Consider the following 12685-nt stretch of genomic DNA (forward strand, 5'->3'; position numbering starts at 1 on the left):
TAGGGCCATGGTATAATATCCGCGTTTTCAATACAACAGACACGGTTGTCGGAAAGGAGTCCCATATGAAAGTAAATGCCAAGTCCATCAATTTGGAAAAGGTCCAGCAGGAGGCGGAGGAGTCCTACCGCAGAGGCTTTTTCTGCTGTGAAGCGGTGACCGAGATCATCCGCTCCAATTTTGAACTGGATGTGCCCGAAGAGGTCATCCGCATGTCCTCCGGCATGGCCGTCGGCGTGGGCAGGTCGGGGTGTATCTGCGGCGCGCTGAACGGCGGCGTTCTGGCCATCGGCATGTTCTTTGGAAGGACCGAGCACAAGGGGCCCGCCGACCCCAGCGTGGTCAAATGCATGGCCCTGACCAAGGAGCTCCACGACTGGTTCAAGGCCAACAACACCAAGGGCGTGGCATGCTGCCGGGTGCTGACCCGGGAGTTCGACATGTCCCAGGGCGGGCACAAGAGCCAGTGCATCTACTATACCGGCCTGTGCGCCGCCAAGACCGCGGAGATCATCGCCAGAGAGCTGGGCATCCCCACCGAGGGCAAGATCACCGTCCTGACCCACGACGAGTACCTGAAGACCCGTATCACCCCCCTCGAGGCGTAACCATGAGCATTCTGAAACGAGTTCCCATTCCCATCTGCGCCGTGAGCCTGGGCATGTTCGGCCTGGGCAACCTGCTCCAGTCTTACTCCGAAGGGGTGCGGCTGCTGTGCGGGGCCGTGGGCGGCGTGCTCATGGCAGTGTTCCTGCTCAGCATCCTTGTGGACGTGAAAAAGTTCCGGACGGACATGGGCAATCCCATTATGGCCAGCGTGTCCTTCACCTTCCCCATGGCGGTCATGCTGCTGGCCACCTACCTCAACCCCTACATCGGCGGCCCGGCCAAAGTGATTTGGTATGTGGGCGTGGCGCTCCACGTGGTGATGATTATCTGGTTCAGCGTGAAATTCCTGAGGGGCTTTGCCCTGGAGCGGGTATTTGCCAGCTGGTACATCGTCTATGTGGGCATCGCCATGGCCGGCATTACGGCGCCCCCCTTCCAGGCCGCGGCCATCGGCTCGGCCTGCGTCGTGTTCGGCCTTGTCACCCTGGTGGTGCTGCTGGTGCTGGTGACGGTGCGGTACGTCAAGAAGCCGGTCCCCAAGCCCGCCCAGCCCCTCATCTGCATCTACGCCGCCCCCACCAGCCTGTGCATTGCGGGCTACGTCCAATCGGTCACCCCCAAGTCCCTGCCGCTGCTGCTGGTGCTGTGGGTGCTGGCCACGGTGCTGTTCCTGTTCGCCTGCGTCAAGTTCGTGCAGTATCTCAGGCTGCCCTTCTTCCCCAGCTACGCCGCCTTCACCTTCCCCTTTGTCATCAGCGCCATCGCCTCCAAGCAGCTGATGGCCTGCGCGGCCAACCTGGGCAGCCCCCTGCCCTTTTTGAGCACGGTGGTGCTGATTGAGACGGTTATCGCCACGTTCACCACCCTCTACGCCCTGGTGCGGTATCTCATGTTCCTCTTTGCCGGCTCCAAGCAGCCGGCAAAGGAACGGGTTTCCAGCCGGTAAAAGCAGAAAAATGCCGGACTCCTCACGGGGTCCGGCATTTTTAGCTATAAAAAAGGAGCACCCCCAGGGGGGTGCTCCGGATTTGCTCTGTACTCAGGAGAGAGCGGCAGTGATGATGGCCATGGAGCAGGCCCCACAGGCGGAACCTGTGGGGACCCCGGACCCAAGACATCTGCCGGGGCAAGTGAATTGCCCCCGGCATCAAGGGCTTGCCCAGGGCGCAAGCCCTTGGCGGCGCAGGCGCCGGGCCCTGCCAGGGGCAGGGCGGAGGTCTCCTCCATGGCCGCAAAAAAAAAGGAGCACCCCCAGGGGGGTGCTCCGGATTTGCTTAGTGCTCAGGAGAGAGCGGCAGTGATGATGGCCATGGAGTAGACCTCCTCGGCGTTGCAGCCGCGGGAGAGGTCGTTGATGGGGGCGTTCAGGCCCAGCAGGATGGGGCCGTAGGCGTCGAAGCCGCCCAGGCGCTGGGCGATCTTGTAGCCGATGTTGCCGGCGTTGATGTCGGGGAAGATGAAGGTGTTGGCGTAGCCGGCCACCTTGGAGCCGGGGAACTTCAGCTGGCCCACGGTGGGGGACACGGCGGCGTCGAACTGCATCTCGCCGTCCATGGCCAGGTCGGGGGCGGCGGCCTTGGCCTTCTCGCAGGCGGAGCGCATCTTGTCCACGTCCTCGCCCTTGCCGGAGCCCTTGGTGGAGTAGCTCAGGAAGGCCACCTTGGGGTCGATGCCGAAGATCTTGGCGCACTTGGCGGTCTCCAGGGCAATCTCCACCAGCTCGTCGTCGCTGGGCTTGATGTTGATGGCGCAGTCGCCCATGGCCAGGGCCTCGGCGCCGCCGGTGGAGTTCTCCCGCACCAGGATGAAGCAGGAGGAGACGATCTTGTTGCCCGGCTTGGTCTTGATCAGCTGCAGGGCGGGACGGACGGTGTCGGCGGTGGAGTAGGTGGCGCCGCCCAGCAGGCAGTCGGCCACGCCCATCTTCACCAGCATGGTGCCGAAGTAGTTGCCCTTCTTCAGGGCGGCGCGGCACTCGTCGGCGGTCATCTTGCCCTTGCGCAGCTCCACCATCTTCTCCACCATGGCCTCCATGCCCTCATAGGTCTCGGGGTCCACGATCTCGGCGCCGTCGATGTTGAAGCCGTGGTCGGCGGCGGCCTTCTTCACGGCCTCCACGTTGCCCACCAGCACGGGCTTGAGCCAGGAACCGGTCAGCAGCCGGGCGCTGGCCTCCAGGATGCGGGCGTCGGTGCCCTCGGTGAAGACGATCCGCTTGGGATTGGCCTTCAGAGTGTCGATGAGCTTGTTGAACATCTCCATCATATCGTACTTCCTCCAGTATTTCATGTAAAATAGGGGAATATTCCCTTGCGTGTCCCTATTATACACCACCCTGTCGGCGGTTCTCAATGGGAAAACCCACAAAAGGGACAATTTTATACTTTACTTTTTGTATTCCTACGGGTATACTATACTGGCTGTCATATAAAAATAGGGCGGAAATCCCGCCATGAAATGAAAAAGGTGTGTGCGACCAATGAGTTCCGATTTTTCCCGTTCCCTCTCCCTCCTGCGGCAGGAGAAGGGCGCGTCCCAGCGGGCGGTGGCCAAGGATCTGGGCATCTCCCAGGCGCTGCTCTCCCACTATGAAAACGGCATCCGGGAGCCCGGCCTGGCCTTTGTCATCAAGGCCTGCGACTACTACAACGTGTCCGCCGACTTCCTGCTGGGCCGTACCCTCACCAGGGACGGCACCACCATCGGCGCCGAGGAGCTGTACGACTACTCCGCCGAAAAGGACAACGTGCTCCACGGCAGCATCATGGCCACATTGTCCAAGAAGCTGCTGGTCAACTCCATCAGCGTGCTCTTCGACCTGCTGGGCAAGGTGGGCAAGCGGGACGCTATCCGGGCGGCCTCCGACTACCTGGGCACCGCCATCTACAAGCTCTTCCGCCACCTCTACCGGGCCGACGTGACCCAGAACGAGGACTTTTTCTCCGTGCCTCCGGCCCAGTTTGCCGCCGGCATGCCCAACGCGGACATGATCTGCGCCGAGGCCGAGTATGTGGAGGCCCTGTCCGCCCACGCCAAGGAGAAGGGCTCCTTCCCCGCCATGAACCACGACGCCCTGTCCAAGAACTACCCCGGCCCCTACCAGTCCCTGCTCCAGATCATCCACAACACCGGCGAGCGCATCAACCGGGGCATGAACTTCCGCCGCACCGACCGGAAGTAAGGCGGGCTTTCCGCGTTTCATTCTGCCTGTATCCCCTGATCGGAGGTATGGCGTCCTCACAAGATCCGCACCCCTCGCCTCCCCCTGAAGGGGAACGCTCGCTCCGCTGTTCGTCCTTTCCAAATCAAACCCGCTCCGCTGGGCTTTGATTTGGTGATTCCCTACCGGAGGTTTTTTGTTTATGACCGATCAATCCAAAATCCGTAACTTTTCCATCATCGCCCACATCGATCACGGCAAATCCACCCTGTCCGACCGGCTGATCGAGAAGTGCAACGCCGTGGCCGAGCGGGACATGGAGAGCCAGCTGCTGGACAACATGGACCTGGAGCGGGAGCGGGGCATCACCATCAAGGCCCGTGCGGTGAAGCTCAACTACGCCGCCCAGGACGGCAATACCTACGAGCTCAACCTGATCGACACCCCGGGCCATGTGGACTTCAACTACGAGGTGAGCCGCTCCCTGGCGGCCTGCGAGGGCGCGGTGCTCATCGTGGACGCGGCCCAGGGCATTGAGGCCCAGACCCTGGCCAACACCTTCCTGGCCATGGAGCACGACCTGGAGATCCTGCCCGTGGTGAACAAGATCGACCTGCCCGCCGCCGACCCGGCCCGGGTCAAGGAGGAGATCGAGAACATCATCGGCATCCCCGCCGCCGACGCCCCCGAGATCTCCGCCAAGATGGGCATCAACATCGACGCGGTGCTGGAGGACATTGTGAAGAACGTTCCCGCCCCCAAGGGGGACCCCTCCGCGCCCCTCCAGGCCCTCATCTTCGACAGCCAGTACGACGCCTACCGGGGCGTTATCGTGTACTTCCGGGTCATGGAGGGCACCATCAAGACCGGCATGACCGTGAAGATGATGGCCTCCGGCGCGTCCTACGACGTGATCGAGTGCGGCCACCTGCTGCCCCTGGGCATGGAGCCCTGCAAGGAGCTCATCGCCGGCGAGGTGGGCTACTTCATCGCCTCCATCAAGAACGTGAAGGACACCCAGGTGGGCGACACCGTCACCGAGGCCGGCCGCCCCGCCGCCCAGGCCCTGCCCGGCTACCGCCCCGCCCGGGCCATGGTGTACTGCGGCATCTACACCGAGGACGGCTCCAAGTACCCCGACCTGCGGGACGCCCTGGAGAAGCTCCAGCTCAACGACGCCTCCCTGTCCTTTGAGCCCGAGTCCTCTGCGGCTCTGGGCTTCGGCTTCCGGTGCGGCTTTTTGGGCATGCTCCACATGGAGATCATCCAGGAGCGGCTGGAGCGGGAGTTCGACCTGGACCTGATCACCACCCTGCCCAGCGTCATCTACGAGATCACCAGGACCGACGGCACGGTGGTGCGGGTGGACAACCCCCACAACTACCCCGACCCGGCCCAGATCGCCGAGGCCCGGGAGCCCTACGCCAAGGTGTCCATCATCACGCCGCCGGACTACGTGGGCAACATCATGCCCATGTGCCAGGAGCGCCGGGCGGAGTTCAAGGACATGCAGTATCTGGACACCAACCTGGTGGAGATGCACTACGCCATGCCCATCAACGAGATCATCTACGATTTCTTCGACACCCTGAAGGCCCGCACCAAGGGCTACGCCTCCCTGGACTACGAGCTGGAGGGCTACCGGCCCAGCGAGCTGGTGAAGGTGGACATGCTGGTCAACGGCGACCAGGTGGACGCCCTGAGCTTCATCGCCCACAAGGACAAGGCCTACCCCCGTGCCCGCCGCCTGTGCGAGAAGCTGAAGGAGAACATCCCCCGCCAGCTCTTCGAGGTGCCCGTCCAGGCCGCCATCGGCGGCAAGATCATCGCCCGGGAGACCGTCAAGGCCATGCGGAAGGACGTGCTGGCCAAGTGCTACGGCGGCGACATCACCCGGAAGAAGAAGCTGCTGGAGAAGCAGAAAGAGGGCAAAAAGAAGATGCGGAGTCTGGGGTCTGTCCAGATTCCCACCGAGGCGTTTATGGCTGTCCTCAAGCTGGACGAGGAATAAACATAGCATCCGCCGGGAGCAAGCTGCTCCCGGCGGATTTTCCACATTTTACGGGTATTTTGTGGAGAAAAAAGCCTTCCCCCTGGGGGGGGGGAAGGTGCCCCAGTGCGCACACTGGGACGGATGAGGGGAAAGGTTACAGTGAGCGCCGCAGTCCCCCTCATCAGTCTCGCTGGCGCTCGACAGCTTCCCCCAGAGGGGGAAGCCAGAGAAAACGCCGTGTCCTAGGCCTTCCCCCCGGGGGGAAGGTGGCTGGCCGAAGGCCAGACGGATGAGGGGAAAGGTTATAGTGAGCGCCGCAGTCCCCCTCATCAGTCTCGCTGGCGCTCGACAGCTTCCCCCAGAGGGGGAAGCCAGAGAAAGCACCGTGTCCTAGGCCTTCCCCCTGGGGGGAAGGTGGCTGGCCGAAGGCCAGACGGATGAGGGGGACAACCTCCGCCGCCCATCAAACCGCAGACAAGCCCGCGCCGCTTTTGCGGCGCGGGCTTGTCGTTACTGCTGCTGTTTCTTTTTCTCCAGGTCCTCCAGGTGGGCCTTGAGCACCAGGTTGATATAGCTGGACAGGGACCGGTCCTCCCCCTCCGCCAGTGCCTGAATCTGTTCCAAAACAGGCATATCCAGTGTAATACTGACACTTTTTTTCAAAGGTTTCACGGTATCACCTCTACACGAGATGATACTATAATTCACGATTTCCTTTTGCATTATAGTGTTTAATCGTGTAAAATAGTGGCGAGGTGATAAAAATGTACACAAACGACTTTGAAGCGGCGTTTTCCGCGTTTTTGGAGCGGCACGAGTACGACGAGGCGGAGAATTATCTGTTTTCCATGGTGCGGCTGGCCTTTGCGGCCGGCTGGCGGGCGGCTGGAGGCGAGCCGCCGGTGGCGGAGAAGATCTACCAGCTCCTCTCCCCCGCCGGGGACAAGGACGCCGGCGAGGGGACCCGGGACGGCTGAAGTCTGACCGGGGAGGTCAAAGGCGCGTTCTCCGGTTCCGGGACGGGGCCGGTCGAAAAAAGATGAAAAACCCTCTTGCTTTTTTCGAACATTTGTTGTATCCTATATTCGAACGCAGGTTCCATAACGGCGGGAAAATGACCTGCCGGGGCGGAATCTAAAAGTCCGGTTTATAGGACGCAATATGTGCTATTCTGGACTCATCAAAGCCGGGAGGGAACGCCATGGAGACCATCTACTACCGCCTGGACGCGCGGCGTCTGACTGTATACCACATGGCCAGCGGGGAGGCCGCCCCCGCGCCCAGGGATATGCTCTTTCTCCGCTCCCGGCCCAAGGCGCCCCGGCCGGAGGGGAAGGTGCTGGACTTCGACGCCTGCCGCCGGGCCCTGGCCGGGGAGCCGGAGGAGGAAGCCCAACCCGACGCCGGTTCTGCCGGGGAATGCGCCCCCGCCGGGGACAAAAGCGCCCCTGAAGGCGGCGCGCCCCGTGTCCGCCGCCCCCACCGGCTCCGCCTGGCCCTGGACGCCGCCGCCTCCCTGGCGGTGGTGGTGATGGCGGCGGTGGTGGTGGGCCAGTTCCTCCGCCTGTTCTGAAGGCGGAACACGAATTTTTTGCCCCCATTTCCCCCGCTGTCCTTGACGCAACCCGGTTTTGGTGATACAATGTCCCGCAGAAACAGGCATTGACCGGGAGGAGTACGCGGAGACCCGGACCTGAGAGAGACGCCGGCTGGTGGAAGGCGCCCGAAGGTCCCGCGGAAGGCGCCCGCAAGCCGCGGGGAGGAAATGCCCCGCCGGTCCCCGCCGTTACCGGGTTCGAGTGCGGAGCGGTCACGCTCCGAATTCAGGTGGCACCACGGAGATATTCCGCCCTGAGCTGAGGCTCAGGGCGGTTTTTGTTTTCCGGCCGCCCGTTTACCGGCAAATCACAGACAGAAGGAGTTTGAGTTTTATAATGAAGAACACCGAAAAGACCATGGAAAAGATCGTGGCCCTGTGCAAGGGCCGGGGCTTCGTCTATCCCGGCAGCGAGATCTACGGCGGCCTGGCCAACTCCTGGGACTACGGCCCTCTGGGCGTGGAGCTGAAGAACAACGTGAAGCGGGCCTGGTGGAAGAAGTTCGTCCAGGAGAACCCCTACAACGTGGGTCTGGACGCCGCCATCCTGATGAACCCCCAGGTGTGGGTGGCCTCCGGCCATGTGTCCACCTTCAACGACCCCCTCATCGACTGCAAGGCCTGCAAGATGCGCCACCGCGCTGACAAGCTGATCGAGGACTGGCTCCAGGAGCAGGGCCGCACCGACGTGAACGTGGAGGCCATGACCCAGGAGGAGATGGTGGCCTTCATCCGGGAGAACAGCATCCCCTGCCCCGGCTGCGGCAAGAGCGACTTCACCGACATCCGCAAGTTCAACCTGATGTTCAAGACCCACCAGGGCGTCACCGAGGACACCTCCACCGAGGTGTACCTGCGGCCCGAGACCGCCCAGGGCATCTTTGTCAACTTCCAGAACATCCAGCGCACCACCCGCAAGAAGCTGCCCTTCGGCGTGTGCCAGGTGGGCAAGAGCTTCCGCAACGAGATCACCCCGGGCAACTTCATCTTCCGCATCCGTGAGTTCGAGCAGATGGAGCTGGAGTTCTTCTGCCAGCCCGGCACCGACCTGGAGTGGTTCGCCTACTGGCGCAAGTACTGCCACGACTGGCTCACCAGCCTGAACATCAAGGACGAGAACCTGCGCCTGCGCGACCACGAGCCCGAGGAGCTGGCCTTCTACTCCAAGGCCACCACGGACTTTGAGTTCATGTTCCCCTTCGGCTGGGGCGAGCTGTGGGGCGTGGCCGACCGCACCGACTACGACCTGAAGCAGCACCAGGAGCACTCCGGCAAGGACATGACCTACTTTGACCAGGAGAAGAACGAGCACTATATCCCCTACGTCATCGAGCCCTCCCTGGGCGCCGACCGCGTGACCCTGGCCTTCCTGGTGGAGGCCTACGACGAGGAGGTGGTGGACGCGGAGAAGAACGACGTCCGCACCGTCATGCGCTTCCACCCCGCCCTGGCCCCCTTCAAGTGCGCCGTGCTGCCCCTGAGCAAGAAGCTGGGCCCCGCCGCCCAGGAGGTGTACGCTGAGCTGTCCAAGTACTTCATGGTGGACTACGACGAGGCAGGCTCCATCGGCAAGCGCTACCGCCGCCAGGACGAGATCGGCACCCCTCTGTGCATCACCGTGGACTTCCAGACCGTGGGCGACGACAAGACCCCCGCCGACCACTGCGTCACCGTCCGCGACCGGGACACCATGGAGCAGGTCCGTCTACCCATCGACCAGCTGAAGGCCTATATCGAGGAGAAGATCGCGTTCTAAGGAGAAGCATCTTCCTGCTCCATGTCCGCCGCTTGCGGCGTGCAGGGTTTTGGCGCAGACAAAACCCTGATGCGGGGCGGATTCACTCCGCCCCAGCAGATAAAATCCTCGGGGTCCCCGCGAAACCTGTTTCGTGGGGCGCAGGTGCGCCTGCCCATCGACCAGCTGAAGGCCTATATCGAGGAGAAGATCGCGTTCTAATCAAGCCTTCCCCCCTGGGGGAAGGTGGCTGCCTCTCGGGGCCCCCGCACGAGCCCAGCGAAGCAAATATGGGGCCCCCGCGGAAGGCGGAACGCCTTTCGTGGGGAGAGGAGCCGCAGCGCAATGAATGAGCTTTGCCATTTATGGCAAAGCGAACGATATGTAGCTTGCGGCGACGAGGGGAGAGGACGAGCAGCGGAGTGAACGAGCCCTGGAATTTATGCCGGGGCAAGCGATACGCAGCTTGCGAGGACGAGGTCCGGCGGCGGCAAAATTCAATGACCCGCCGTATTTGTGAGTAGTTACCACGCCGGTTCGGTGCCCTGCGTGCCGCTCCCCCTCTGCCCGAGCAGAGTTACCCGCCCAGACTTGTAAGTTGCTGCAATTCAAGGGGCGTTCTCAATGCCGCACGGGGCCTCTGCGCCGTGTTTCAGTCTCTGACCGAGTTAAGCCTTCCCCCTGGGGGGAAGGTGGCATTTGCGCAGCAAATGACGGATGAGGGGAGAGCCTTCGATGCGCAATGCAGTACCCCTCATCCGTCTCGCTGGCGCTCGACAGCTTCCCCCAGCGGGGGAAGCCTGTAAGGTGCGCTCTGAAAGCCCTTCTCTGGAGAGACCTTTTCAAGTTTCCACACGAGACCCGCCGCACCGGCGGCCTGCCGGCGCGGCGGTTTCTCTTTCCCTGCCTTGTAAAAACGGAGTCAAAATTATGAAAAAATTTCTGCAAAAGCTGGACCCCATTGCCAAGAACCCGGTGCTCACCCCGGTGCTGTGCGTGCTGATGGGGGTGTGCGTGGGGGTGCTGTCCCTGTGGTTTGCCTGCGTGGACAACCGCACCGCCATGTTCATCAGCTACTTCACCCACCCTCTCATCGCCCTGCTCAACATCCTGCCTGTGGCGTTCCTGTCCCTGCTGCTCTACTTCCTCATCGGCCGGGCCTGGATCTCCTACCTGCTGACGGCGGCCCTGACCATGGGCCTCACCTTTGCCAGCTTTTACAAGCTCACCTTCCGCAACGACCCCATGATGTTTGAGGACATCCTCCTCATCCGGGAAGCGGGCAACATGGCGGGCAAGTACCAGCTGTTCCTCAACAAGAGCATGGTGATGGCCCTGGCGCTGCTGGTGCTGGGGCTGGTGTTCCTGCTGCTGTTTGCCCGGGCCAAGACCCCCTGGAAGCCCCGGCTGCTGTGCGCCCTGGTGACCGCCCTGATGGCCTTTCCCCTGTACGCCCTGTACACCGACGCCAACCTCTACAACAACAAGACCCGCAACGAGGACCTGATCTCCCCCTGGTCGGCCACCCAGGTGTACACCTCCAAGGGCTTCCTCTACCCCTTCCTGTACAGCGTCCGCTCGGCCTCCGACCCGGCCCCCGAGGGCTACGACGCCAAGGCCTGCCAGGAGGTCATGGCCGGGTACACCGACGCCGACATCCCCGAGGAGCAGAAGGTGGACATCTTCACCATCCAGCTGGAGGCCTACAACGACTTCACCAAGTTCGGCGTACCTGAGCTGAACCCGGAGGTGTACCGGGTGTTCCACGAGCTGGAGGCGGAGAGCTACACCGGCAACCTGGTGACCAACATCTTTGCCGGCGGCACCATCGACACGGAGCGGTGCTTCCTCACCGGCTACTCCGACCTGGGGTCCTTCCGCTCCCCCACCAACTCCTACGCCTGGTACTTCCGGGATCAGGGCTACTACGCCACCGGCAGCCACTCCTGCTACGCCTGGTTCTACAACCGGGAGAACATCAACGCCAACCTGGGCCTGGAGGACTACAAGTTCGTGGAGAACTACTACGGGGAGCTGACGGGCGGCGGCATCGGGTATGACGACGTGCTCTTCCCCGAGATCATCAATCTGTACGAGGAGCACAAGGCCAGCGACGACCGGCCCTACTTCTCCTTCAACGTGACCTACCAGGGCCACGGCCCCTATGACACCGACCGGACCTGGTACGGGGACGGCTGGGTGGTGGACGACGGGTCCTACACCCAGGAGGAGCTGAACCTGATGAACAACTACTTCGGCTCCCTGAAGAACACCGGGGACAATATGGAGCAGTTTTTCGACTACTTCCGGGAGAGCAAGGACCCGGTGGTCATCGTGCTCTTCGGCGACCACAACCCCTGGATGGGGGACGCCAACAGCGTGTACAGCAAACTGGGCATCGACCTGGACCTGTCCACCAAGGAGGGCTTCCTGAACTACTACGCCACCCGCTACCTGATCTGGGCCAACGACGCGGCCAAAGAGGTGCTGGGCTGCGACTTCCAGGGCGAGGGCCCCGACGTGAGCCCCAACTTCCTCATGACCGAGCTCTTTGACCTGTGCGGCTGGGAGGGTCCCGCTTTCATGCAGGCCACCCGGCCGGTGATGGAGGCCCTGCCCGTCATCAACGTGCCCACCGGCCTCTACTTTGAGGACGGAAACCTGACCAAGGATCTGACCGCTGAGGATCAGGCCCTGGCCGACCTGTACGACAATCTTCAGTACTACTGGCGGAAACACTTTGTGGGCTGAAGAAAAGAGAGCGAGCCCCCGGCGCCGCGCACAAGGGCGGCGCCGGGGGCGTTTTTGTTTTGTATGGAAGAGGATAAAAGGGTCGCGCCCAAGCCTTCCCCCTGGGGGGAAGGTGGCTGGCCGAAGGCCAGACGGATGAGGGGAGCAGCTGGACTAAGCAAAGCGAGCGATACGCAGCTTGCGAGGACGCGCCTCCGGCGGCCTACTTTCCAGCGAGGGAAAGTAGGCAAAGCTCGCCATGGGGAAACAGGCGCGGAGGGCCCTTCCAGGGCCAAACGCGCCCGTTTCCCCCTGGTACCCCCTTTCGGAGTACGTCCGGCGGCGGCGGTGTCCAATGACCCGCCGTATTTGAGAGTAGTTACTATGCCGGTTCGGTGCCCCGCGTGCCGTTACTGCAAGGCCCGAGCAGAGTTACCCGCCCAGACTTGGAAGCCCCTGCAATTCAAGGGGCGTTCTCAATGCCGCACAAAGTCTCTGCGCCGTGTTTCAGTCTATGCCCGAGGCAAGCCTTCCCCCTGGGGGGAAGGTGCCCCAGTGCGCACACTGGGGCGGATGAGGGGAAGGGACTCAGTAATTGCCGCAGTTGCCCTCATCCGTCACGCTTTCGCGTGACAGCTTCCCCCGGTGGGGAAAGCCTATGGGGTGCGTTCTAAGCCTTCCCTGGCGGGGGAAGCCAGGGAGGACATCCTCCAGAGCATCTCTCCCAGGGACAAAAAACATCCCCCGCGCCACATGGTCGGGGGTCATAAGAAAGCAAAATCAATTTTCGCAGGAACGGCATGGCTTCGGTCATGCCGTTTCCTGTTTCATCAGCTCGTCCACGGGGATAAATCCCACAAG

General features: G+C 62.3%; 9 protein-coding genes and 1 other annotated feature. Of the genes, 8 read left to right on the plus strand and 1 reads right to left on the minus strand.

Annotated features, from left to right (window positions below):
* Positions 1-65: 65 nt before the first annotated feature.
* Together WMO64_RS12005 and WMO64_RS12010 are read left to right on the plus strand one after the other, a co-directional pair.
* Positions 66-608, plus strand: coding sequence for a C-GCAxxG-C-C family protein (locus WMO64_RS12005; protein WP_294521825.1), 543 nt, complete (start codon positions 66-68; stop codon positions 606-608).
* Positions 609-610: 2 nt separating this feature from the next.
* Positions 611-1555, plus strand: a complete 945-nt coding sequence (locus tag WMO64_RS12010; RefSeq protein ID WP_349232140.1) for a TDT family transporter — start codon at positions 611-613, stop codon at positions 1553-1555.
* A 335-nt stretch (positions 1556-1890) separates the two neighbouring features.
* On the opposite strand, the gene pta is transcribed toward WMO64_RS12010, so the two are convergent.
* The gene (gene pta, locus WMO64_RS12015) at positions 1891-2865 is read right to left on the minus strand and encodes a phosphate acetyltransferase (protein ID WP_349232148.1); all 975 of its coding nucleotides are present in this window, start codon (positions 2863-2865) and stop codon (positions 1891-1893) included.
* Between the two features lie 223 nt (positions 2866-3088).
* On the opposite strand from pta, the gene WMO64_RS12020 reads away from it, so the two are divergent.
* The 6 genes from WMO64_RS12020 (at position 3089) to WMO64_RS12045 (ending at position 11845) form a co-directional block, all read left to right on the plus strand.
* Positions 3089-3790: a helix-turn-helix domain-containing protein gene (locus WMO64_RS12020; RefSeq protein ID WP_349232141.1), complete on the plus strand. Its 702-nt coding sequence runs from the start codon at positions 3089-3091 to the stop codon at positions 3788-3790.
* Between the two features lie 181 nt (positions 3791-3971).
* A complete protein-coding gene (gene lepA / locus WMO64_RS12025) occupies positions 3972-5780 on the plus strand; it encodes a translation elongation factor 4 (protein ID WP_349232142.1) in 1809 nt (602 codons plus the stop codon).
* Positions 5781-6526: 746 nt separating this feature from the next.
* Positions 6527-6739 carry a hypothetical protein gene (locus WMO64_RS12030; protein ID WP_349232143.1) on the plus strand — a complete coding sequence of 71 codons (213 nt, stop codon included), beginning with the start codon at positions 6527-6529 and terminating at the stop codon, positions 6737-6739.
* A gap of 224 nt (positions 6740-6963) precedes the next feature.
* Positions 6964-7335 (plus strand): hypothetical protein, encoded by a 372-nt coding sequence (locus WMO64_RS12035; protein WP_349232144.1) that lies wholly within the window; start codon positions 6964-6966, stop codon positions 7333-7335.
* Positions 7336-7415: 80 nt separating this feature from the next.
* Positions 7416-7619: a binding site (T-box leader), on the plus strand.
* Positions 7620-7696: 77 nt separating this feature from the next.
* Positions 7697-9115 (plus strand): glycine--tRNA ligase, encoded by a 1419-nt coding sequence (locus WMO64_RS12040; RefSeq protein ID WP_294521295.1) that lies wholly within the window; start codon positions 7697-7699, stop codon positions 9113-9115.
* Between the two features lie 909 nt (positions 9116-10024).
* Positions 10025-11845 carry an LTA synthase family protein gene (locus WMO64_RS12045; protein ID WP_349232145.1) on the plus strand — a complete coding sequence of 607 codons (1821 nt, stop codon included), beginning with the start codon at positions 10025-10027 and terminating at the stop codon, positions 11843-11845.
* Positions 11846-12685 lie beyond the last annotated feature (840 nt).

Source organism: Pseudoflavonifractor intestinihominis, from assembly GCF_040096055.1.
Classification (GTDB): Bacteria; Bacillota; Clostridia; order Oscillospirales; family Oscillospiraceae; genus Pseudoflavonifractor; species Pseudoflavonifractor intestinihominis.

Excerpts from the sequence above, each read along its gene's own strand:
- WMO64_RS12005 (WP_294521825.1), top strand. The coding sequence starts at position 66 with ATGAAAGTAAATGCCAAGTCCATCAATTTGGAAAAGGTCCAGCAGGAG.
- WMO64_RS12010 (WP_349232140.1), top strand. The coding sequence starts at position 611 with ATGAGCATTCTGAAACGAGTTCCCATTCCCATCTGCGCCGTGAGCCTG.
- pta (WP_349232148.1), bottom strand. The coding sequence starts at position 2,865 with ATGTTCAACAAGCTCATCGACACTCTGAAGGCCAATCCCAAGCGGATC.
- WMO64_RS12020 (WP_349232141.1), top strand. The coding sequence starts at position 3,089 with ATGAGTTCCGATTTTTCCCGTTCCCTCTCCCTCCTGCGGCAGGAGAAG.
- lepA (WP_349232142.1), top strand. The coding sequence starts at position 3,972 with ATGACCGATCAATCCAAAATCCGTAACTTTTCCATCATCGCCCACATC.
- WMO64_RS12030 (WP_349232143.1), top strand. The coding sequence starts at position 6,527 with ATGTACACAAACGACTTTGAAGCGGCGTTTTCCGCGTTTTTGGAGCGG.
- WMO64_RS12035 (WP_349232144.1), top strand. The coding sequence starts at position 6,964 with ATGGAGACCATCTACTACCGCCTGGACGCGCGGCGTCTGACTGTATAC.
- WMO64_RS12040 (WP_294521295.1), top strand. The coding sequence starts at position 7,697 with ATGAAGAACACCGAAAAGACCATGGAAAAGATCGTGGCCCTGTGCAAG.
- WMO64_RS12045 (WP_349232145.1), top strand. The coding sequence starts at position 10,025 with ATGAAAAAATTTCTGCAAAAGCTGGACCCCATTGCCAAGAACCCGGTG.